Genomic DNA, 18337 nt, shown 5'->3' with positions numbered 1-18337 from the left:
GGCGCGTCGGCAAAGCTATGCTGAGCGCTCTCGCCGCGACCATTGCTGCGGCGCATCGGCCCGAGCCCTGCGTCACGCTGGCCGCTTGCTACGCTGCGCCCGCGCCTGCTAGTGCATCACCTCCGGTCATACCTCCGGGACGTTCGTCTTCGGCCGCAGGTGGGTCTTTCTCCCGTCGAACATCCTGTGCGGCCGTTTCCTAGGGCTCGCGCGCCCTCGCGCATGCCATGACATAAACGCATGCCGCGCATGACAAAGTTTCGATTGTGACGGTTCTTTGGCTGATGCCTAATCACTCAACCGGCACTCGACTGGATTGTTCGGCCGCGCGATCCGCGCCCGCCAGTCCGCCGCCGGATGGAGACAGGGAGAAGCCTTATGCAGAGCGCTACGCAAGCCCGCTCGAAATTGCCTGATGTTGGCACGACAATCTTCACAGTAATCGGTCAACTGGCCGCACAACACGATGCGCTGAACCTGTCGCAGGGCGCGCCGAACTTCGCGCCGGACGCGAAGCTGGTAGACGGCGTCGCGCAGGCTATGCGCGACGGCCATAACCAATACGCGCCGATGGCCGGCATCGCGGCGTTACGCGAAGCGCTCGCCGACAAAGTGCAAACGCTCTACGGCGTGCGCTACGACCCGACGAGCGAAGTGACGGTGATCGCGAGCGCGAGCGAAGGCCTTTATTCGACGATCAGTGCGCTGGTGCACCCGGGCGACGAAGTGATTTACTTCGAGCCTTCGTTTGACAGCTATGGTCCGATCGTTCGGCTGCAAGGCGCGACGCCCGTGCCGATCAAACTGTCGCTGAGCGATTTTCGTGTGAACTGGGACGAGGTCGCCGCCGCGATCACGCCGAAGACTCGCATGATCATCATCAACACGCCGCACAATCCGACCGCTACCGTGTTCAGCGAAGCCGACGTCGCGCGATTGAAAGCGATTACGCGCAACACGGACATTGTGATTCTCGCCGACGAAGTCTACGAACACGTAGTGTTCGACGGCGCTAAACATCAGAGCATGGCGTGCCATAGTGAATTGGCGGAACGCAGCGTCATCGTGTCGTCGTTTGGCAAGTCGTATCACGTCACCGGCTGGCGCGTAGGCTATTGCCTCGCCCCCGCCGAGCTGATGAACGAGATCCGCAAAGTGCATCAGTTCATGGTGTTTTCCGCCGATACACCGATGCAGTACGCCTTTGTGGACGCCTTGTCCAATCGCGAGAGTTACCTCGGCTTGTCCGCGTTTTATCAGCAAAAGCGCGATCTGCTCGCGCATGCGCTTTCCGAATCGCGCTTCGAGTTGTTGCCGAGCGAGGGCAGCTTCTTTATGCTCGCGCGTTTTCGCGGATTCTCCGATGAGAGCGACAGCGATTTCGTGTTGCGCCTGATTCGCGATGCGCGCGTCGCGACGATTCCGCTGTCCGCGTTCTACAGCGACGGCACCGATTCGGGCCTGATTCGCCTGAGCTTTTCGAAAGACGACGCTACGCTGATTGAAGGCGCGCGCCGTTTGTGCGAGATATGAAACTGCCTCTACGTCGGTCGCGCTGGTGGTGTATTTTGAACGCAGTATGATCGTCGCGCCGTATTACATCCACACGAAGCATGCTTGCACTACAACGAAACTGAAGAGAAGGGACCTGCTATGAAACTGCTCAAGCCTCTTTTGGCGCTGGCCTGCGCATTCGCATCGGTGGCGGCCTCGTCTGCTGCCGTTGCCGCCGATACATCGACGCTGCGTTTCGGGCTCGAAGCGCAGTATCCGCCGTTCGAATCCAAAGGTCCTAACGGCGAATTGCAAGGTCTCGATATCGACGTCGGCAATGCTGTGTGCGTCGCTGCGCATATGACGTGCAAGTGGGTCGAGACGTCGTTCGACGGTCTGATTCCGGCGCTGCAAGGCCGCAAATTCGACGCGATCAATTCGGCGATGAACGCAACGGACCAGCGCCGTCAGACGATCGATTTCACAACAGTTGTCTATCGCGTGCCGACGCAACTGATCGCAAAGCGCGACAGCGGCCTGCTGCCCACGCCCGAAGCGTTGAAAGGCAAGCGCGTGGGAGTGTTGCAGGCGTCGATTCAGGAGACGTTCGCGAAGGCGCATTGGGAACCGGCTGGCGTTACCGTCGTCCCGTATCAGGATCAGAACCAGGTTTACACGGACCTCGTCGCGGGACGTCTCGACGCAACGCTCGTGCTGGCGCCCGCAGGACAAACCGGTTTTCTGTCGAAGCCCAACGGCAAGGACTACGCGTTCGTCGGTCAGCCGGTGCGTGACGACAAGATTCTGGGCAGCGGTATCGCATACGGCATCCGAAAAGGCGATACGGCGCTGCGCGAGCGGCTGAACGCGGCGATTGCAAAGGTGCAGGCCGACGGCACCGTCAAAACGCTCGCGGCGAAATACCTGGGCGATATCGACATCTCGGCGAAGTGACGGCTTACGGCTCACGCCAGGCTGGCTAGCGTCTGAGTCCGCTTGTTGACTGAACGTTTGACGGCTACGATAAGTGGCCTCGCTGCGGCTGCTGCTTTTGCGAGGTCCACGTAAAAGCCGGAGGCGCACGAATGAGCGGAACGACAGAGGCGATCAGTCACGCGAAGCGCGACAGCGAGCCGCGTTTCTGGCGTAGCGAGGCGTTGCCGTACATCGAGGCGCGTTCCATCGACGATGGCCGCGAGATCTGCTACGCCAGACACTCTCATGAAACGTTCTCCATCGGCGCGGTCACAGGCGGACGCAGTCTGTACGTGAATCGCCACGCGCGCGAATGGACCGGTGCGGGTGCGGTTGTCCTGATGAATCCCGACGACGTTCACGCGTGCAATCCCGTTGCAGACGAGTGCTGGTCGTATCGCATGCTTCACGTCGACGTTGCCTGGCTCACTGGCCTGCAGCACGAACTGGGCTTCAGCGAAAACCACGCGTTTCGCGCGTTCTCGCAAATCATGACGACAGATACGGCGCTGTTCAATGCACTGAACGGGCTGCATGCGATTCTCGTCGACGCAAAGACGGATCTGCTGCGCAAGCAAAGCGCAGCAATTGCGTTTTTCTCCGAAGTACAACATCGCTTAAATCCCGCACCTCTTTCCGACGACGATGCGAGCCGGCAGCTTGCGCGAGCGGCGGAATTCATCGCTGAAAACTGCAGAAGTCCGCTGAAACTGGAGGACATCTGCAACGCGGCGGGCTTGTCGGCATCGCATCTGATTCGCGCATTCAAGCAGCGCTACGGCATGACGCCGCACGCGTATCTGATCAATCGCCGGATTCAATACAGCCGCGCGCAGCTGAAGCGCGGCCGTCTGATCGCAGACGTCGCGCTCGATGCAGGCTTCGCCGATCAGGCGCATCTTCAGCGCACTTTCAAGCGGCTCGTCGCCGCGACGCCGGGGCAATATCGCAGTTGAGGCCGCTTGTCCGGCGCGTTATGTCGTAAGCAGGTAAAGCGCGCTCGCGGCGAGCAACGCGGCGAGGACCCGATTGAATAGCCTGACTCGCTTTGGCGCCTGCAAGTACTTGCGCAAGAAAGTACCGGCATAAGCCCAGCTTGCAATAGATACATAGCAGATCACGAAATAGATCGCGGTGAACTGCCAGACGAGTGCACCATCGCCTTCGGCTGCGTACGCGCCCATGCCGGCCAGCGAAGCGAGCCATGCTTTTGGATTGAGCCATTGCAGCGCCGCGCCATAGGCGAACGACGGCCCGCGTGAGAGCTTGTCGGCGCCGAGATGGCCGTCGTCGAGCACCAGTTTGCAGGCCATGTACAGCAGAAACGCGACCCCGGCCCATTTGACGATGCTAATGAGATTAGGGAAATGCACGAGCAGTTCATGCAGTCCCAAGCCGATGAGCAGAAGCAGCAACGTAAAGCCGACGGTCGCGCCGCTGACGTGGCGCAGGCTCGCGGCGAATCCGTGCTGTGCGCCGGCGCTCAACGCGACGACATTGACAGGCCCAGGTGAAATGGACGAAGCCAGCGCGAACGCGGCCATGGAAAGCAAAGCGGACATCGGGTGCCTCGATACGTGAATGCGCGGGATTGACGCGGCTTCACGGTATCGGCGGCGAGGCAAGGTGTATTGAAGGAAATTGCTTTTGCGCGGCGCTCGGTTCGCTGGTTCGTGGCCTTTCTGACGCCTACATCGCGGCGTTTTCGACGACGCGGCCTTCCGCGCGCCAACGCAGCATACCGCCGGCGAGATTGGCAACGTCGTTGAATCCTGCTTGCCGCAGTATCACCGTGGCTTGTGCAGAACGGCCGCCCGCACGGCACACCGCAACGATCGGGCGCTCTTTCTTGAGCTCACTCGCACGCGCGGCCAGATCGCCAAGGGAAATAAGCTGGGCCGCGGGAATGCGGCCGAGTGGTCCGTTGAATTCATCTGGCTCGCGCACGTCGACGATCTGCACAGAGCGGAGATTGTCCTCGAGCCATTGCGGACTGATTTCCCAGATACCTGCAAAGGTGTAGGCGAGCGGCGCCCACTCCGGTTCGGCGGTCTGCGTCGGGTCGCTCGTCGCAACGCCGCATTTGAGGTTTGCGGGTACCGCAATGTCGATCTGCTTCGGATGCGGCAGACGCAGGTTCGTCACGTATCCGACAAAATCGTCTTCGCATAGCTCACCGCCGAGGCGCGGATTGAAACGCCGCTCTTCGCCGACACTCGTGACCGTCAAGCCGCGATAGTCGTGGGCAGGGTAAAGCAGGCACGTGTCCGGCTGAATGAATATCTGGTTCTGGACTGAGCGGAACATCGCGTGCGCGTCGCCGTGCTGGAAGTCGGTCCGGCCCGTGCCTCTTATCAACAGGCAATCGCCGGTGAACATCATGCTGCCGTCGTCGAGCGCGAGGCTGATGCAGCCATTTGTGTGACCGGGCGTTGCGCGAACTTCCAGATGGCGCGAGCCGAACACGCATTGCTCGCCATGGTTCAGATAGCGGTCGGCGCCTTGCGCGCCGCTCGCAGCCGATATCGCAATCTGGCTACCTGTGTGCCGTTTGAGAAGCCACGCGCCCGTCACGTGATCGGCATGCACGTGTGTGTCGATCGTGTATAGCAGATGCAGCCCGAGTTCCTCGATGAGTGCTGTATCGCGGCGCACCTGCTCGAAAACCGGATCGATGAGAATGGCCTCGCGCGTTGCGCTGTCGGCAAGAAGATAGGTGTACGTCGACGATTGCTGGTCGAATAGCTGCCGGAAGATCAACACGATTTTGCTCCGTGGCCCGCGTCGTCGAAAAAGACCGGGCGCATGCGATGCGCCCGGTTCATTGCACGGCAATATTACTGCGGCTGTGTGACGAACCGCAGATAAGGCTTCACGGTCTTGAATCCTTCGGGGTACTTCTTCATTGCATCATCGTTCGAGACGGATGTCGGAATGATCACATCCTCTCCGGGCTTCCAGTTCACGGGCGTCGCCACTGTATGTTTTGCGTTGAGCTGCAGCGAATCGAGCAGACGCAGTACTTCGTCGAAGTTGCGCCCTGCGCTCATTGGATACACCAGCATCGCCTTGACCTTCTTGTCCGGTCCGATGATGAACACCGAGCGTACCGTTGCGTTGTCGACTGCGGTGCGCGTGCCGCCGCTCGCGTTCGGGTGGATCATGTCGTAGAGCTTCGCGACATTCAGGTCCGCATCGCCGATCAGCGGGTAGTTGACCGCGTGGCCCTGCGTCTCTTCGATGTCCTTCACCCAGTTCTGGTGATCGCTGACGGGATCGACACTCAGCCCGATGATCTTCGTATTGCGCTTGTCGAATTCGGGTTTGAGGCCGGCCAGATAGCCAAGCTCAGTGGTGCATACCGGCGTGAAATCCTTTGGATGCGAAAACAGAATCACCCAATGGTCGCCGATCCATTCGTGGAAATGAATCGTGCCTTCGGTGGTTTCGGCAGTGAAATCGGGGGCTTCTTCTCCAAGTCGAATCGACATCGTCTTCCTCCATGAGGGTGCGCCGGGCACCGATGCCGCTCGTCGAGGAGGCGGTCCCCGGGCTGCCTGACCGTTCCATCAGGCAATTGCTTGTCTCACATCTGCCTCCTGCCGGTTGGACTGTATTTGCGCGGGAGGACCATGCGAACGCAGCGAATGCAGAATTTTTCGCTGGATGCTGCGAAGCCGAAATACCGATGCGCTACGCGTCGCGCTTAAAGCGTAGGACAAAAATGCGCGCCGCTCTAGCCAGCTTGCAGGACAAATCCGCCGTTTAGTACGACTTTACGTATCGCTCCACATGCGCAGCAGGTTGTGATAGCAGCCGACGAGCGTGCGACGCGCGGCATCGTCCGCGTTCGATGCGTTCAGACGCTGGATCGCGCCGTCCATGTCGAACAGCATCGCGCGCTGCGTATCGTCGCGCACGAGGCTTTGCGCCCAGAAGAAGCTAGACACCCGCGCGCCGCGCGTGACGGGCCGCACCTGGTGCAGACTGGTGCCGGGATAAACGATCGCATGACCGGCGGGCAACTTCACTTCCTGGACGCCGAAGGTGTCTTCGATCAGCAGTTCCCCGCCGTCGTATTCGTCGGGAGGCGTGAGGAAGAGCGTGACCGAGACGTCCGTGCGTACGCGCGCGCCGCTGCCGGGCACGAGACGAATGGCACCGTCCACATGACTGCCGAAATGCATACCGCCTTCATAGCGGTTGAACAGCGGCGGATAGACCTTGTTCGGCAGCACCGCGCTGATAAAAAGAGGGTGCCGCTCGAGCGCCGCGATGATCCGGTCGCCCATTTCCAGCGCAATCGGCGAGCCTTCCGCGATCTGCTGGTTACGCTTGACTGGCGCGCCCTGATAGCCGGCCGTCGCGCGGCCGTCCACCCACGCGTCCGTCGACGCTTCGAGATGCGCGCGCATGGCGGCGGCGTCGCCGGGGCTGAATACGTCAGGTATCGAGACAATCATGGTTGGACTTTCCTGCGAAACCGCGCGCTTTCCCGCTGCCTGACGGAGCGGGAAAGCGCGCGGCGTGAGTGACGTTGGTCGCTCGTTCCGGCGATCAGAAGAACCGGTAGTTTAACGTCGCGAGGAACGTGCGGCCGTTGCCTGGCACCGCGCGTCCGCCGTCCGACGGAATCAGCGCATCGTAGTAGTTCTTGTCCGTGAGATTCAGCACGTTGAACTGGACGTCGTACTTTTTCGCGTGATACGCGGCCATTGCATCCCAACGCGTGTAGCCGCCGACCTTCACGAAATTGTTGTTCGCGGCATAACGCGACGATGTGTAGATCGGGCCGCCGCCAATTTCCCAATGCGGAGTGAACGCATACGTCGTCCACAGCGTCAGCATGTTGCGCGGCGTGTTCGCTGGCGTCTTGCCGGTCGTGCCGTCTAGCGCCTTCAGGATCGTCGCGTCCATGTACGTGTAGCCGCCGAACACTTGCCACTTGTCGGTGATGTGGCCCGCGAGGCCAAGCTGATAGCCACGCACTCGGACGTCGCCGTCGAGCGTGTAACTGCCGTCGGCATTCAGCGTGCGCGCGTTTGTCTTCTCGATGTTGAAGAGCGATTGGGTGACGGACAGGCCGCCGCCCAGCAGATCCCACTTCGCGCCGACCTCATACGACTTGTTGTGCTCGGGCGGCAGGCTCTGCGTGTTGTTCGTGAGCGTGAGCGCTTCGAGCGACGGATTAAACGACGTACCGTACGACACGTAGTAGGACTGCCAGTCGGCCGGCTGCCAGATCACGCCGCCGCGAACGCTCGTGAAGTAGTTTGTTTGCGTGGCGTATGAAGGCGCATTGATCGAGTTATGAATCGACGCTTCGTAGCGGTCCCAGCGAAGGCCGCCCACGATCTTCCAATGTTCGCCGATGGACACCGTGTCGTTCGCGTAGATGCCGACGCCGTTCGCGCTCGACTCCGCAAGGTTCGTCGCGACGGTTTTCGCGTTCGACGGGCGCGTCGTATAAGTCGGGTCGACGAGCGGCACGATAGCGATCGTGTTCGACGGCAGGCCCGGCGTGGTGGTGGCGAAACTCTGGTTACTGTACGTCTCGTGGCTCAGATCGACGCCCGCGACGACATCGTGCTTGATGAAGCCGGTGTTGAACTTGGCCTCGACGTCTGTCGAGTTGTAGACCGAGTGGTCGTTGATGTTGCGGTCCTTGCCTTGCAGCTTCACGAACAGTCGCGACGGATCGATCGTCGTGTAGTTGCCGTTGGTCAACGCCGTCGAGGTAGGCAGCGGACCTGTCAGCACCGACGCCGCGTTCGTCGCGCGTGCTTCCGTGCTGTAGTGGCTGAACTGGGTCTGGTTGCGCAGCTTGAGGTTGTCGTTGAAGCGGTGTTCGATGCGGGCGTTCAGCGTCTGCACGTCCTGGATCGTGCGGTCGTCGGTGAAGCCGTAGAACGTGCCGCGATTCACCGGCGCGGGATGACCGTTCAGCGCCGGAATGCCGTAGTCGGGCTGATCGCGGTTGTGCTGGATCAGCGCGGACAGCGTGATTTCCGTGGGCGTGCCGATGCCGAATTTCACTTCGGGTGCGACGCCGTAGTCCTTGCTCTTCATCACGTCGCGCGACGAACCCAGGCTTTGGCCGAACGCGTTGATCCGGAATGCCGACGTCGATGTGATCGGCGTGTCCAGATCGACCGTCGTGCGGTAGCGGTCGTGCGTGCCGGCCTGCAGGGAGACATCGGCGCGGGGCTTGAGCGTCGGTTGCTTGCTGACCTGATTGATGACGCCGCCCGTGGAGCCGCGCCCGAAGTACAGGGACGACGGGCCGTACAGCACGTCGATCGATTCGAGGTTGAACGTGTCGCGATAGTACTGGCCACGATCGCGGAAGCCGTCGAGGTAGATGTCGGTGCGCGCCGAAAAGCCGCGCAGGTTGATGTTGTTGCCGATCTGCCCGCCTTCAGCGGCACCGATCGTGATGCCCGGCACGTTGCGTAGCGCGTCGGTGAACGAACTTGCGGCCTGCGATTGCAGCACGGCCTTCGGCACCACGACCGCCGCTTGCGGAATGTCGCGCAGCGCGGTCGGCACTTTGGCGCCGACGCTGGAGACGTCAGGCGCGAAGTCCGCGGACCGACTGTTTTGGCCCGTCACCTTGACGGTGGGCAATGTGGCGCTTTCCGCGCTTACGCTCGACGCGGAGGCGGGCGATCCCGGTTGGGCGCCGGTCGCGGGCGTTGCGGTCGATTGAGCGTAGAGCGGCGTCGCGAACGCGACCAGAACGGCCGCCGCGAGAGGCGTGTTTCGGAACATCGATAACCCTGTCGTTGTCGCTATTTTTCTGATTCGACGGATGCCAGCGCCCGTGCGGCACCGGCAGGCGATCTGCCTGCCCCGAGAGGTGATGGACCCATCGTCTTGCTCTCAAATGAGAATCAGTATCATTACACGGATGATAATAGTTCGCAATAATTCGTTACGCATTGGAAATTTTTGTGCGGGCGAATTGGAGGTTGCGCCGTTGGGCGCGGCGATGCGGTGAGGGGATGGTCGGGAGAAGTCGTGCTTTCCGAGCTTTGGGCGGAGAAAGTGCGAGGCGCTGCCGCGGTCTCCCCGGCGCGCCTCAGCAAACGAAAAAGGCCGGTTAGCTTTCGCTAACCGGCCTTTCAAATTCTTTGGTGGGGCGTGAGTGACTCGAACACTCGACCTACGGATTAAGAGTCCGAGCAATATTCACTTCATAGAGTTTGATTGAGTTCCGTGTAGGCATCTAGAACCCAGTAAATATAAGGGTTTGGGCGAGTGATTCACGGATTTTTCCTTGACCTAGTTCCATCGATTCCCGCATGATTTGCCTACACGGTGCCTACATGGAATTTCGGGATGGAAAAGCAGAGTTTCACGGCCGCGCGGGTTGAGGGGTTCAGGTGCGAGCCCGGCAAGCAGCAGACGATCTATTGGGACGCGAAGACGCCGGGCTTTGGGTTGCGCGCTACCGCATCGGGGGCGAAGGCCTACGTCTTCGAATCCCGTCTGTTCGGAAAGACGATTCGACTGACGATCGGCGACGCTCGGGCTTGGGCTCTCAGCCGGGCTCGCACGGAGGCCGCCCGGTTAAAAACCCTGATAGACGACGGCAAGGACCCACGCGAAGTACGGGCAGAGCAACAGGCGGCACACGAGGCGCGTCGTGCCGAAGCGCAACGGCAAGATGCGACGTTTGGCTCGGTATGGGATCAGTACATCGAGAGCCGTAAGGCGTTCTGGGGCGAGCGGCACTATCGCGATCACTTGCAGCATGCCGACGTAGGTGGCCTGCCGAAGAAGCGTGGCAAGGGACTCACCCAACCTGGTCCCTTGGCGGCGCTCCGGCCGCTGAAACTTTCTGAACTGAGCAGCGACCGGATAGCCGGATGGCTCGCAGTCGAATCGAGCGAGCGTCCGACTATGTCGGCCCTGTCGTTTCGTCTGTTGCGAGGATTCATCCGTTGGGCCGACGACATGCCAATCTATAAGGGTATCGTCCCGGCGGATGCGTATAAGGCGCGCGATGTCCGCGATGTTGTCCCGCGCGTCAAGGCAAAGGACGGCGATTCATTGCAGCGCGAGCAACTGACCGTGTGGTTTCGCGAGGTTCGCCAACTCACTAATCCGGTACATAGCGCCTACCTGCAAGGATTGTTGCTTACGGGGGCGCGTCGGGAAGAGTGGGCGGGGTTGCGCTGGGAAGATGTCGATTTCCGCTGGCGCAGCCTTGTACTGGATGACAAAGTTGAGGGAACGGGAGGACGCACGATTCCACTGACGCGATATTTGGCGACGTTGCTAACGAATCTGAAACGGCTGAACGAGACACCGCCAGAGCGGCGGCAGCTTGCGCGCTTGAAGGAGCGCGGTGAGGAATGGATACCTTCGGAATGGGTCTTCTCCAGCAAGACGTCGGAGGACGGCAAAATTGCCGAACCGCGCATCGCGCATAACAAGGCGCTTGCCGCCGCAGGGCTGCCCCACGTCACGCTGCATGGCCTTCGACGTTCCTTCGGCACGCTGTCCGAGTGGGTCGAGGTTCCGGTCGGCGTCGTAGCGCAGATTCAGGGGCATAAGCCGTCTGCTATCGCAGAGAAACACTATCGCCGCCGCCCGCTCGATTTGCTGCGCCTCTGGCATGATCGAATTGAGGCGTGGATGCTGAAACAGGCAGCGGTTCCGTTCACTCCAATGTTGGCCGTCGCCGCAGTTCCCCCGCTCACTCAAACACCGAAGGTTGCCGAGCATGGAAACTGATATGGCCAGCCAGAAGGTCATCATCATTGCCGGCCCAAACGGGGCTGGCAAGACAACGTTCGCCCGTTCGTTCTTACCCGCGGAGGCACAGCTTCCCCGTTTTGTGAATGCTGACCTTATCGCGGCCGGGCTTGCGCCGTTTGCGCCGGAAACTGCAGCGATCAAGGCGGCCCGTTTGATGCTGGAAGAAATCGGGCAGTATGCGCGACGCGGCGAGAGCCTCGCGTTTGAAACCACTCTGTCAGGGTTGGGGTATCTTCGGCATATCCGGCTGTGGCGAGCACACGGCTACCGTGTTAGCTTTTTTTCCTGAGCCTGCCCAATGCGGAAACCGCTATCGCGCGTGTTGCCGAGCGGGGTACGCCAAAGTGGCCACGATATTTCCGAACCGGTCATCCGACGACGCTTTACGGCCGGCCGGAAAAACTTCGTACAGCATTATCGTCATGCAGTGGGACGACTGGGCACTGTACGATAATTCAGGCGATATACCCATCGTGCTGGAATTGGGGGGAAAACTCATGAAGCAGCAAGAACTTTTCAAAGCAAAGAATCCGGATTTGCGCGCGTCGCTTGCCGCCATGCAACGTGCGGCCGAGTTTGCGCGTCGCACGGCCTTGCAACCGATACCGCTATTGTCGTGGTGCAGGACGGCAAACTGATTCGTATCCCGGCCGAGCAACTACGCAACGGGAAACCGGCGTAAATTTCATTCTGTTTAGAGAGGGCGGTTGGCTTGCCCTCGGTGTCGACGTATCCTGCGACAGTTAGAAATCTCGACTGATCGAACCCGCAGGTAAATGAGAAGTCAACCGCATCAAGTCCGATCCGCGCCGCCGATTTTCAGCTATCCGGGCTTCCCGGATTTTCAATGCACTGCGAGCCGTCCTTTCAGGTTCGGCCACAATGCTTCGGGCGAGGCGATCCATTTCTGTTCGAGGCGTTGGGCCCACTTCGCTGCGAACAATCCCGCCGTTGTCAAGCCCAGCAAGGTGCCTCTGATGGCAATCGGGAACAGGACGCACACATTCCGCAGCGCTATACAGCGCACATCACCACGCCATTTCAGTAATCTAGGCCGAGTTCCTGCGCGTTACGAGCGATCTCGTCGAGGTCTGTCTCTTCCTGTGCATTCTCTCTCCACTCGCGTATTGGCGATGAGGTCACGGAATGCGACGCGGCGATGCGTACCTTTAAGTTGGCGGCCTCGATTTCCTTGGATCACAAACGGCCGCGATACATTCGGGATTGCATGCCGCCTCGACTGTCGTGAATCTCCGTTCGCAAGGAGAATCGTGACCTGCCGTCCCGCCCACACGCCGTTACGTCTAGCGGGGCGCTGGCTATGAGCCGTGCGCTGCACGCATTCGTTGAAGCTCTTTATTCAAGGAAGGTATGTGAAGATTGATTTTGTTACCCTTTGGGAGTTGCTGGGTTCTGTCGCGCTTGGCATATCGATAGAAGATGACCCTTTGCCCAGAAGTCTGAATGCGGGAAAAGCGATGGATGGCGGCGATGTATCCACCAACGAATTTGCTCAAGCAGCAGCGAAAGCGCAGCACCGAAAAATGCTGGCAGCCGATTTGCTCTGCCGATGCCTGGGATCTGGCCCAAGAGAACTAGGCCCTGACTGGGTTGAATATGCGCCGACCGGCGATATCTGGGCGACGACGAACGCCCGGGAGGAAGGGCTTAACTTGCTGGGCCTGTATCTCCGGGGGACCCAGGAAGAGTGGTCTTCGCGCCAACGGCAATTACGTCAGAACTCACGGTGGGGAACAGCGCCGGCTTTTTCCTATGTCCCTGACATGCAACGCTTTCGGGAAATAGGGTTTGAACGAGGTGATCTCATCTGCTTCCTAAATGAGCGAGGCATTCGGCATTCACTCGGCGAGCTTTATCCGATCAAAGGCAGGAACCAGTTACAACTCGCATTGGCTCCAGATTTCCGTGATCCACTGCGCGACGAGTTGCGCGAAGCGTGGATACGTGCGATCGATAAGAATGATTACAAAAGCGTTTTCAAGGCACTGGCATTGCTGGCCGATGAACGCAAAGACGACCCTCGCTCACCACTGAAAGGCTATTTGAAATCTCTTGATGTCGTCGTATATGAATATTTCGACGACGATGGCGACAAGACCAATAGACATTTTAAAGAGGAAACCATGCGTGGGAGGTTGAGGAACAAGTCAGACTGACCGATCCACGTGGTGCCGAAACCGACGCACCAAATTGAGGCGTGGTAAGAACTGGACGTATCGCCTTTGCCTACCCTCTTTTTTAAATAATCGCCCCAAGCGATTCGCATGGAGCCAGATGGAAACGAATCAAAGTATTGCGATTCGAATCTGGCTTCCGTGCGACGTGAAGCCTGTTTGATTTCATATCTGCTTGGGAGATTTTTTATGACGTTGTCTATCGCGGCTGCATTGGAGCGCCGCTACCTCTCGACCGAAGAGTTCGCCGCACGGATGCTGGTTTTGCGCCAGACCGTGTTGAAGGCTTATTCGCGCGACGGCGCTTATTGCTCCGTTCGTCCGATCCGCTTGCCGAATCGCCGCCTCGCGTGGCCGGAAGAAGAAGTCGACAAACTGTTCGGCACCACGCCGGCCGCTTCTTCGACGACGGGGGCGTAATCATGAACCCGATTTACTCCGGTTATGCCACCGATAGCAAGAGCCGCATCGGCGGGATCGACTCGCACACGACGCTGTACGGTGCGGACCAGTTCCACCTGCCGGACTTCCCGCTCGACATCCTGCCCCCGACGATGCACCGCACGGCAACGGAACTGATCCGTCGCGGCGCGCATTCCGGGATCGTTGCAGCGTTGGTGCCGCACTTCGCTTCGCTGTGCGTGCAACCGCTCGTCGATAGCGAAATGCCTCAAGGCGGAACTGCCCGGACGACGAGTTTTGTCTACCTCAATGCCGCATCGGGTTTGGGCAAAAGCGCCGTGCGCCAGTTGCTGGAGCAGCCGTTCGTCTCCTGCCAGCAGGCATGCGAGGCGAACGACGCGCACAAGCTGCATCAATACGAGGTAGCCGCTTTGTCGCGAGGCGCGCCGGGTGCCTTCGCCGACAATGAGCGCAGCGATGACGGACCGGTTTACGCAACGAAGCTGCTGACCGATCCGACGCCCGAAAGCATCTTCGATCAATCCGGGCAGTGCTCCTCGCTCAGCGTGTCCGACGACGAGGGCCAATTTCTGAGGGCGCCGTGGTTCCAGCGTAGCCTGTCCACGTATATCCGCATGCTCGACGGGCAGCCGCAGGCACCCGCGCGCGCAACGAAATCCTCGCCGATGATCGTTGACGCGTGCGGCAGCATCCTGATCTCGGTGCAACCGGAAGATACGGCCGGGTTCGATGCCCGGCACGGCCGGATTTTCCGGCTGAAAGGCTTGGCTTCGCGCGGGTCGATGATCCAGATCCCCGAAAGCACCCCCCGGTTCATCGACGTGGACAACCTGCCGGCACCGCCGAATCTCGATGTCTGGCGCGATCAGGTCACGGGTTTCCTGGGTGAAGCGCTCGTCCGGGCAAAGTCCGGCGTCACGACGCGGCGCGTGATCCGCAGCACGCCGCAGGCGAAGCGCTGCGTGGTCGCATTGCACAACGAGTACCTGCGCCGGGGCATGCCCGGCGGCGACCTCGCGGCGCTGCCCGAGCATGCCCCGCGTCAGATGGAGCGGGCGGTGAAGTTCGCGGTGGCCATGCACGCGTTCGAGCAGCTTCTGGGCGAGGTGAGCAGCGAAACGATGGAGCGCGCAGCGCAGATGGTGCGCTGGGGAACGGAGCACTACAAGCACCGTTTCATGCCCCAGCGAAAGGTCTCGACTATCGAACAAAACGCTCAGTTGTTGCACGTTGAATTGATCCAACTCGTCGGGAAGACGCGCCAGCGAGAGTTCGAGCTGCGCTGGCTAGTGGACACCGCACCGAACATGGGCCTGAGCCCGAGTCAGGCAAAGCGCGCGTTCGATTTCGTCTGCGAAGTGGGTTACGCGCGATATTTCAAGCGCGGCAATCGCACCTGGATCGAGCTGTCGCCCGAGTATTACCCGACTATTTACTTCTCGCATTGACCCCGAGCCAGCAGGCCATCCTGCGGGCCTGATGACGGATCGCCCGGCACCCGGCATCTTTCTGCGGCACGTTTCTGTGCGTCTGGTGCGGCGCGGATTTCACACGTGCAGCGGCACATTACGGTTACGTCATGCACGTAGCAGGGAGAGATTCGCCAGTCGGTCGTTCTGGTTAATTAATAAGATAGCAATTTAACTGAGGATAACGAATGAATAAGCATGATGAAGATGACGATCGAGGTGAAGGTGGCGAGGACGCTTCCATACCTATCGATGATGGTAATAAAAAAGATATCGATGCAGCTGATACCGGCAGTGACGCTGGTATCAGCGACGAGGTCGCCATGGATCAGCGTATGCACTCGGTCATGCTCAAGAACGGAAAGCGTAGCCAATTGCCGATGTCAATTGCGAACTTGCCGATGATCGATGTCATCGCACGGTTAATGCTGAAAGGCAATGAGCCGTTCTTCACGGTGAGCGAAAAGAGCGGCAACAAGCGGGTGACGTCGGAAGCGAAGCACGCGGCCAGCTTTCTGTCGGCGCTGCGCCAGATCCCGTACCTCTATTCGAGTGCGTTGACGTTTCCGCCGCACATCGAGAAGTTGTTCGAAGTGTTCCGCACGCATCCGATCCGCTGCTGCACCTGCCTGAATCCGCGAAGCTTGGTATTCGATGGTCAGCTCGAAGCCGAAGTCGCAGAAGACTTCCGTCGCACCTATCGGGCGGAAGCCGACTGGGCGGGGACGCGCAGAAAGCTCGACGACTGGGATCGGAGATCGGAAACAAACTTCGCTCGCCTCGAACGGTACTTGAACGCCTTGTGCAACGCCTATGCCCGCGTCGTGACGGTTCGCGTCGATTTCTATTACCACGCGGCAAGTATCGAGCCGGAGAAGGAGCGTGAGGTGATCGCGCAGGCAGAGCAGGCGCACGCGGAGGGCGTGAGCGCGTATCTCGGCGGTAACGATCAGGATCTGCCCGGTAACGGTCTGGCTCGCATCGGTATCGAAGAAGTGATGCGCGACCGTGATCGGCTGTTTGAGAACATGCGCGGCAAGTCTTCGTTGTTCGAGCACAAGATCGGGCACGTGTGGCGCATCGAGTATGCGCTGGTTGGCGGGTACCACATGCACGCGGCATTTTTCTTCGACGGCTCGCAGATTCAGCAGCACGAATGGCTCGCGCAGCAGATTTGCGATTACTGGCGCGAGGTAATCACGGAAGGCCGCGGCTACGCGCATAACTGCAACCGTAATCGCTACCCGGATTACGTGCTCGGTCCGACGGACTATTACGACCACGACAAGCGTGGCCGCCTGCTGAAGCGCCTGGCGTACCTCGCGAAGGAGGATCAACTCGTGTACGCGAAGCCGACGAAGAAGTGCAAGCTGTTCGGCACGGGGCGTTTGCCCAGACCGAAGTTCGGGGGTCGCAGGCGCAGCAGGGAATAAGGCTTGAATGGTATTCGGGCAACAAAATCCGCGCTGATATGGTGCGGGGTTTTGTTGTCGTGCATATCCGATTTGGTTCCTGGGCCTGTAGGACAAGGCTCAGTGCCAGACTCGGGACAGACCATTGGTCAATGCCGGTTTTCGGAATTTCAATGTGCGAGTGGCGTTCAGGCGGGCGATGCCGGACGAATGCTTGCTAGCTGATGTCTCAGGTTATTTTTTAATGAGGTTCAAAGATGGGTATGAGTGAAGGGTTTGCGCATGAAAAGAAGCGGGTCGGCTCGATCGACATCGAAGCGTTGAAGGCAAGCTTGCAGCAGTTGCAACCGACTCGTCAGCCGGCCAAGATCGATGTGCTGCGCGATCTGTGGGAAGTGGTTGACCACATGCACGGCATCGGCGTGCCATATGCCGACATTGCTACGCACCTGACGGCAGAAACGAACATCGAGTTCAAGGAGGCGGCGTTGAAAAGCATGCTGTCGAAGCTGCGCAAGGAAGCAAGGGCGCAGGCGGAGCGTGACGTGGCGGACGCATTGCCGACCGGCCAGTCATCCGAAACTTCGCGTTACGAGTAAGGTTCCGCGTCGTTACCATTCACGACAGACGGGTAACGTTGCGTTAGCGGCGCGTTACCCGTCCGTCCTGATATGCCAGATCGGCGTCGCCTCGAGTCCGTTGTCGCAGCCGGTCTACTCCCGCTCCAATGCCCGATTATCTGCGGCGATCGCGTCGATCGTCGCCACCACGCTGGACAGAAGGTCTTCGTGGTACCGCTTCAGATGACTGCGGATGTTCTCGTTGCGCAGCAAACGGGTAATGAATCCCTTCGCCACGACGAGTGAGAGCATGGTGTCGCCGATAGTGTCTTCCACGGCCATGCTGTCCTGTTGCAGGCGCTCCATTTCGGCTTCCATCCGGGATATGTCTTCCGGCGAGATTTCTTCCTGCTTCTTCGGCTTGGCCTTGTCCGTCAGCGCATCGGTGCGCGTGGTCACGAGGATCATTTCTGCATAGGACTTCGTGAACTTGTTCGCGGCGATCATCATCTCGGCTGCTTCAATCTGACGGAACGGCTTCATCTTGCGCAGTACAGCGAAAACGGCGGGGATCACCTGCCGATCCTTCAGCAACCGGGCCGCTTCCGGCGCAATGCCATCAAGCAGATGGGCTTTCTCACGCACACGTTTCACGTCGATGTCGAGCACTTGAGCAATCCGTTCTTCCGATGCCCCTTTGGCAAGCGCCGCACGGATCATGCGATGCTCCTGTACCGACGCGATGCGGGTGATCTGCCGGTTGAACGTGAACCCTTCGTCGTCGAGCGAGACCATGCAGCGGGCCTTTGCATGCCCGAGCTGTTTTAGGGCTTCGAGCCGCAGGCGACCATCGAGTAGATCGAAATGGCTTTCGCGATCCCGTGACGGATGAACGGCCAGTGGCTCGATTACGCCCAGCTCGCGGATTGAACTGAGGATCGTCCGGAACTTCGGCGTTTCCAGCACCTTGGCGCGGATCGGCACGAGAGGATGAATCTGGTCGAGCTGCACCTCGATAATTGTCGGGTCGAATCCATGTCTGA

At 59.7% G+C, this 18337-nt stretch carries 17 protein-coding genes; 11 read left to right on the top strand and 6 right to left on the bottom strand.

The window, feature by feature from the left end:
* Positions 1-378: 378 nt before the first annotated feature.
* The 3 genes from H281_RS0111860 to H281_RS0111850 all read left to right on the top strand — a co-directional run bounded on the left by H281_RS0111860 (position 379) and on the right by H281_RS0111850 (position 3425).
* The gene (locus tag H281_RS0111860; RefSeq protein ID WP_020067326.1) at positions 379-1533 is read left to right on the top strand and encodes a pyridoxal phosphate-dependent aminotransferase; all 1155 of its coding nucleotides are present in this window, start codon (positions 379-381) and stop codon (positions 1531-1533) included.
* A gap of 120 nt (positions 1534-1653) precedes the next feature.
* Positions 1654-2448 carry an ABC transporter substrate-binding protein gene (locus H281_RS0111855; RefSeq protein ID WP_020067325.1) on the top strand — a complete coding sequence of 265 codons (795 nt, stop codon included), beginning with the start codon at positions 1654-1656 and terminating at the stop codon, positions 2446-2448.
* Positions 2449-2579: 131 nt separating this feature from the next.
* Positions 2580-3425, top strand: coding sequence for an AraC family transcriptional regulator (locus H281_RS0111850; RefSeq protein WP_020067324.1), 846 nt, complete (start codon positions 2580-2582; stop codon positions 3423-3425).
* Positions 3426-3443: 18 nt separating this feature from the next.
* Here the strand turns inward: H281_RS0111850 and H281_RS0111845 are convergent, their stop codons facing one another.
* The 5 genes from H281_RS0111845 to H281_RS0111825 form a co-directional block, all read right to left on the bottom strand.
* On the bottom strand, positions 3444-4031 hold the full coding sequence (locus tag H281_RS0111845; RefSeq protein ID WP_020067323.1) for a LysE family translocator: 588 nt from the start codon (positions 4029-4031) through the stop codon (positions 3444-3446).
* A 127-nt stretch (positions 4032-4158) separates the two neighbouring features.
* Positions 4159-5229: a rhodanese-like domain-containing protein gene (locus H281_RS0111840; RefSeq protein ID WP_027804509.1), complete on the bottom strand. Its 1071-nt coding sequence runs from the start codon at positions 5227-5229 to the stop codon at positions 4159-4161.
* 77 nt (positions 5230-5306) lie between these two features.
* Positions 5307-5960 (bottom strand): peroxiredoxin, encoded by a 654-nt coding sequence (locus tag H281_RS0111835; RefSeq protein ID WP_020067321.1) that lies wholly within the window; start codon positions 5958-5960, stop codon positions 5307-5309.
* A 285-nt stretch (positions 5961-6245) separates the two neighbouring features.
* Entirely contained in the window at positions 6246-6932 is a 687-nt protein-coding gene (locus tag H281_RS0111830; protein WP_020067320.1) for a Fe2+-dependent dioxygenase, read from the bottom strand.
* Between the two features lie 94 nt (positions 6933-7026).
* Positions 7027-9240, bottom strand: coding sequence for a TonB-dependent receptor (locus H281_RS0111825; protein WP_027804508.1), 2214 nt, complete (start codon positions 9238-9240; stop codon positions 7027-7029).
* Between the two features lie 570 nt (positions 9241-9810).
* Here H281_RS0111825 and H281_RS0111820 point away from each other — a divergent pair.
* From H281_RS0111820 to H281_RS0111775, 8 genes are all read left to right on the top strand, one after another.
* On the top strand, positions 9811-11211 hold the full coding sequence (locus H281_RS0111820) for a tyrosine-type recombinase/integrase (RefSeq protein ID WP_020067317.1): 1401 nt from the start codon (positions 9811-9813) through the stop codon (positions 11209-11211).
* 1 nt (position 11212) lies between these two features.
* Positions 11213-11524 (top strand): hypothetical protein, encoded by a 312-nt coding sequence (locus H281_RS37650; protein WP_020067316.1) that lies wholly within the window; start codon positions 11213-11215, stop codon positions 11522-11524.
* A gap of 133 nt (positions 11525-11657) precedes the next feature.
* Complete coding sequence (locus tag H281_RS37645) at positions 11658-11873, top strand: hypothetical protein (RefSeq protein WP_408735238.1); 216 nt, start codon at positions 11658-11660, stop codon at positions 11871-11873.
* Between the two features lie 735 nt (positions 11874-12608).
* Complete coding sequence (locus tag H281_RS0111800; RefSeq protein WP_033379529.1) at positions 12609-13412, top strand: hypothetical protein; 804 nt, start codon at positions 12609-12611, stop codon at positions 13410-13412.
* Positions 13413-13619: 207 nt separating this feature from the next.
* Positions 13620-13850, top strand: a complete 231-nt coding sequence (locus tag H281_RS34580) for a hypothetical protein (protein ID WP_020067313.1) — start codon at positions 13620-13622, stop codon at positions 13848-13850.
* Positions 13851-13852: 2 nt separating this feature from the next.
* Positions 13853-15301, top strand: a complete 1449-nt coding sequence (locus tag H281_RS0111790; RefSeq protein WP_020067312.1) for a DUF3987 domain-containing protein — start codon at positions 13853-13855, stop codon at positions 15299-15301.
* Positions 15302-15645: 344 nt separating this feature from the next.
* A complete protein-coding gene (locus H281_RS0111780) occupies positions 15646-16755 on the top strand; it encodes a YagK/YfjJ domain-containing protein (protein ID WP_164701872.1) in 1110 nt (369 codons plus the stop codon).
* Positions 16756-16997: 242 nt separating this feature from the next.
* Entirely contained in the window at positions 16998-17333 is a 336-nt protein-coding gene (locus H281_RS0111775; RefSeq protein ID WP_164701870.1) for a hypothetical protein, read from the top strand.
* Positions 17334-17447: 114 nt separating this feature from the next.
* On the opposite strand, the gene H281_RS0111770 is transcribed toward H281_RS0111775, so the two are convergent.
* Complete coding sequence (locus tag H281_RS0111770; RefSeq protein WP_241077866.1) at positions 17448-18305, bottom strand: plasmid partitioning protein RepB C-terminal domain-containing protein; 858 nt, start codon at positions 18303-18305, stop codon at positions 17448-17450.
* Positions 18306-18337: the final 32 nt, after the last annotated feature.

The organism is Paraburkholderia caledonica, assembly GCF_000383275.1.
Classification (GTDB): domain Bacteria; phylum Pseudomonadota; class Gammaproteobacteria; order Burkholderiales; family Burkholderiaceae; genus Paraburkholderia; species Paraburkholderia caledonica.
The sequence above is the reverse complement of the archived record's forward strand: the minus strand, read 5'-3'. Positions and strand labels throughout refer to the sequence as shown.

What these genes read in the sequence shown, in the direction of transcription:
- H281_RS0111780 (WP_164701872.1), top strand. Translation starts at nt 15,646, where the DNA reads ATGGATCAGCGTATGCACTCGGTCATGCTCAAGAACGGAAAGCGTAGC.
- H281_RS0111830 (WP_020067320.1), bottom strand. Translation starts at nt 6,932, where the DNA reads ATGATTGTCTCGATACCTGACGTATTCAGCCCCGGCGACGCCGCCGCC.
- H281_RS0111775 (WP_164701870.1), top strand. Translation starts at nt 16,998, where the DNA reads ATGAGTGAAGGGTTTGCGCATGAAAAGAAGCGGGTCGGCTCGATCGAC.
- H281_RS0111820 (WP_020067317.1), top strand. Translation starts at nt 9,811, where the DNA reads ATGGAAAAGCAGAGTTTCACGGCCGCGCGGGTTGAGGGGTTCAGGTGC.
- H281_RS0111845 (WP_020067323.1), bottom strand. Translation starts at nt 4,031, where the DNA reads ATGTCCGCTTTGCTTTCCATGGCCGCGTTCGCGCTGGCTTCGTCCATT.
- H281_RS0111860 (WP_020067326.1), top strand. Translation starts at nt 379, where the DNA reads ATGCAGAGCGCTACGCAAGCCCGCTCGAAATTGCCTGATGTTGGCACG.
- H281_RS0111850 (WP_020067324.1), top strand. Translation starts at nt 2,580, where the DNA reads ATGAGCGGAACGACAGAGGCGATCAGTCACGCGAAGCGCGACAGCGAG.
- H281_RS0111835 (WP_020067321.1), bottom strand. Translation starts at nt 5,960, where the DNA reads ATGTCGATTCGACTTGGAGAAGAAGCCCCCGATTTCACTGCCGAAACC.
- H281_RS37650 (WP_020067316.1), top strand. Translation starts at nt 11,213, where the DNA reads ATGGCCAGCCAGAAGGTCATCATCATTGCCGGCCCAAACGGGGCTGGC.
- H281_RS0111825 (WP_027804508.1), bottom strand. Translation starts at nt 9,240, where the DNA reads ATGTTCCGAAACACGCCTCTCGCGGCGGCCGTTCTGGTCGCGTTCGCG.
- H281_RS0111855 (WP_020067325.1), top strand. Translation starts at nt 1,654, where the DNA reads ATGAAACTGCTCAAGCCTCTTTTGGCGCTGGCCTGCGCATTCGCATCG.
- H281_RS0111790 (WP_020067312.1), top strand. Translation starts at nt 13,853, where the DNA reads ATGAACCCGATTTACTCCGGTTATGCCACCGATAGCAAGAGCCGCATC.
- H281_RS37645 (WP_408735238.1), top strand. Translation starts at nt 11,658, where the DNA reads ATGCAGTGGGACGACTGGGCACTGTACGATAATTCAGGCGATATACCC.
- H281_RS34580 (WP_020067313.1), top strand. Translation starts at nt 13,620, where the DNA reads ATGACGTTGTCTATCGCGGCTGCATTGGAGCGCCGCTACCTCTCGACC.